Genomic DNA, 3,368 nt, shown 5'->3' with positions numbered 1-3,368 from the left:
GATACCTTTTTGCCTGCGTCATAGCCCTTCTGTCCCGCTGTATCCGTATTCTTTACACTCTGTGCGTCCACGATCAATAACGTCGGCGAGTCGTTGCGCCCCTGTTTCACACGGGCCGCGCCAACCTCGCTGGGCAACATGCGCCACTGGCAGCCACTCTTGAGTAGGTAGAGGACGGCACAAAATACGTCGTATAGGTCGACTCGGCGAGGACTGGTTTTTTTACGGGCGTTTTCCAGCAAGGGGCGGATGGCTTCGAATTGTTCGCGACTGATATCGCTGGGGTAAGGGGTTCTCATTGGGCAAGCATCGCCGGTCTGGAGCTAGATGAAAAGACTTTGAACAGGTTCTAAAAGCTATTTGTAGTGGCTGCCAAGTGAAACAGGATGCACTCGCAAAATATTGACGTTGAACAGCCTTGATAGGTAGCTAGACATTTTGTGCCGCCAATGATGTGTCACGACCAAGAGTGGGTGTTTTCGAGATATCTCCTTATAGCGTATTCAAATTGCATTGAAGAGCTGCCAAAGGGGAGTGAGGCCTACAACTTTACTAGGTGATGTGATGACTACTACAGCCAAGAAATACCGATTTACTCCTTTATTTCTTATGGTAGGGGCTTTATTCCACCCTGCGCTGGCGGATGTTGGTGTTCCCAACCAAATTAAACCGGTAGTTTCGCATCGGCAAGAAATACCCGAATACGAGCGCAGCTTACCAAATGCTAAGCAGCAAAGCGAAGTAAAGGGAAAAAATGTCGCAGCGGAGGCGCTTAATAAAGCATGTAGGATTGGCGAGGTGGCTGCATTAAATGGTGATAGATTAATTAAAGAGATATATTCACTTAATTGTTATACTGACATTTTCCTGAGCAAAAGTTATCAGAGTTCTTTGTTTGAAGAATCAAAGATGAAGACTGTTTCAGATGAGTTCGTCCGATTGACCAATAGTTATGACAGCTATTATAAATCCGATGAACTCATTGGTATTATGGGATATCTCTTAGCCGGTTTTGAATATCGGTTCTATGAAAAAAATAAGCCTGAACTTAGCTATGCGGTGAAGCAAAGACTTAAGCAGGGTTTCGAGTTGATGTTTAATAGCCCAACTAGTCGATCGACCGATTCGGATAATAAGCAACGTCTAAGAAATGCTTATAGAATAATTTACTATGCTGAGGATTATGCAAATTATCTGCCTATGCTGAAAGCTAAATTGCTAGAGGTAAGAGGCGATGACTTTAAAGACGAAGTATCGTCTGAGTCTGTTGATCTTATGTTTTATACTTGGAATTCGGTTACGAATGTTGATCTTAATAGTCCATATATAAAAGATGTACCAGCTTTTAGGATTGAGGCTAACAAAATAGTTAGAAGTGACTATTCTTATTTTTCCGCATTTAAAAATTTCTTTGAAAATAATCGATCCTTGTTGGGGACGAAGAACGAAGTTCTACTTGGCAAAGCAGCTACCAATCTGGCTGCGGGCATGTACCAATAACAATTTAAGCCAAGAATTAAATCGGAAGTAAAGGACATTTTAAGAAGTTTTGATTCTAGTGGAAAGGGAGGGAGTGTATATGCTGCTGTGCTGGGCGCCATAGATAAGTATGATGCGGACAAGAAGACAGGGAAAAGTAACTGTGCAGAATATAATATTTGCGGTGCAAAGGAGAACTGGATAGAGAAGAATTTGACAGCCAAGAAGTCTTGTTCTGACTATGTAAAAATCATTGCTCAACCAGAAATCCCAGCATACCGACTAGATGAAGCTTGTAGCTTGATATTACCTGAAGAGAAATTGTTCGTTTATTCCCTATTTGGTGTCAGTCCAGATAAGGCATATATGTCTTCTGGTACTACAGAAAGACCGAGGTATGATAGTGGCTTGGAAATGGTTTTATTTAAGAATAAAGAAGATTATGTAAAATACGGCAGCAGTATCTATGAAATAGATACTAATAATGGTGGATATCAACTTTCAGGAAATCCAGAACAGCTTGGGAATATCCAGCACTTTTGGGCCTTCCATAAAGAAGGTATAGATGGAAATGGAACAGGTGAAAAAGCAGGGCAATACATTTGGAACTTGAAGCATGAGTTCATTCACTATCTGGATAATGTATTCAATCAAGGTGATTATGCAGCATTTTTTGCCAAAGAGCCTCGAATGATATGGTGGCAAGAAGGGGTTGCAGAATACTTTTCTAGAGAAAATACTAATTCACAGGCAGTGATACAAGCAGCTAAGAAGACCTACAAACTAAGTGATATATTCAGTAACATTTACGGATATGATACTGTTCGTATCTATGACTGGGGATACTTGGCAGTAAGGTTTATGTTTGAGCGGCACCGTGATGATGTGGAAAAAATGTTAATTACGTTGCGTACGGCTCAACCAGAAGCGTATACAAAATTGATATTTAACGATATTGGTACGCGCTACGACAATGAGTTTAATCAGTGGTTGGATACGGTAAAGGATGGTGGAACATTTGCTGGCGCCAGATACTCAAGTGGTCGTAATTTACCCAACCCGAATCGTGGAATAGGTAAAGTAACTTTTGATAAGGATAAGGAATATAAGCATAACGATTCGGTGCTGATCTACGGGAAGCCCTATACCTATACCTTATTGGAAAAGGGTCAAGTTAGTACTACAGGTTCAACTCGTGGTTGGCAGTGTGTTCCGTTAAATTGCAATAAGGAAGCCCCTTATAAGTGGTATGACCAAGTTGGATATTGGACCCCTGGGGGTACGGGTACTACCGGTGGTGGCACAACAGGAGGGGGCACAACCGGGGGAGGCTCGACTGGAGGGGGGACGACCGGTGGTGGAGGTACAACGAAAAACGCTGGCCAATTCGACCGTAATCAAGGGTACCGTAATCTGGACCAAGTGGTATTCGAAGGCAAGACCTACACCTACCGTGTGATGGTGGATGGTAAACAGAGTAGCGAGTATCCACCGATCTATGGCAGTACATGTGCTCCTGTTACTTGTACTAGCTATACCCCATTCAGAAATGGTGACAATCGTGTTCAGTCGTTCTGGCAGGAAGGCCAAGTTACGACTGGTGGCGGTACGACGACGGGAGGTGGCACTACTGAGGGAGGAGGTTCAAAAACGGCTGATACGTTTGATAAATTCCGTCAATATCGGAATGGCGACAAGACACTATTAAACGGTCAAAGCTATACCTTCACAGTACTTGTTGATGGGGCAAAAACAGAGACCTATGAGGTAGCCTGAATTCCGTAGACACACCTGATTGGTAAACTTGAGCCAACAGGAGGCTGCGGTGAGTAAGAGAGAAACACAAAGCTATACGTCGGAATACCGAGCGGAAGCCATCAAGTTAGTGC

General features: G+C 43.1%; 3 protein-coding genes. 2 read left to right on the top strand and 1 reads right to left on the bottom strand.

Annotated features, from left to right (window positions below; translation table 11 throughout):
- Window positions 1-299, bottom strand: a 299-nt coding sequence (locus ACUHMQ_RS20370) for a transposase (protein WP_445297279.1), incomplete at its 3' end; no start/stop codon positions are given.
- A 265-nt stretch (window positions 300-564) separates the two neighbouring features.
- Between ACUHMQ_RS20370 and ACUHMQ_RS20365 the strand changes: the two genes are divergently transcribed.
- Both ACUHMQ_RS20365 and ACUHMQ_RS20360 read left to right on the top strand, forming a co-directional pair.
- Window positions 565-1,500 carry a M9 family metallopeptidase N-terminal domain-containing protein gene (locus tag ACUHMQ_RS20365; RefSeq protein ID WP_445297278.1) on the top strand — a complete coding sequence of 312 codons (936 nt, stop codon included), beginning with the start codon at window positions 565-567 and terminating at the stop codon, window positions 1,498-1,500.
- An 87-nt stretch (window positions 1,501-1,587) separates the two neighbouring features.
- Window positions 1,588-3,255: a collagenase gene (locus ACUHMQ_RS20360; protein ID WP_445297277.1), complete on the top strand. Its 1,668-nt coding sequence runs from the start codon at window positions 1,588-1,590 to the stop codon at window positions 3,253-3,255.
- Window positions 3,256-3,368 lie beyond the last annotated feature (113 nt).

Source organism: Chitinimonas violaceus (assembly GCF_052601015.1).
Note: the sequence above shows the minus strand (reverse complement) of the source record. Positions and strands in the feature narration are given on the sequence as shown.

Excerpts from the sequence above, each read along its gene's own strand:
- ACUHMQ_RS20365 (WP_445297278.1), top strand. The coding sequence starts at position 565 with ATGACTACTACAGCCAAGAAATACCGATTTACTCCTTTATTTCTTATG.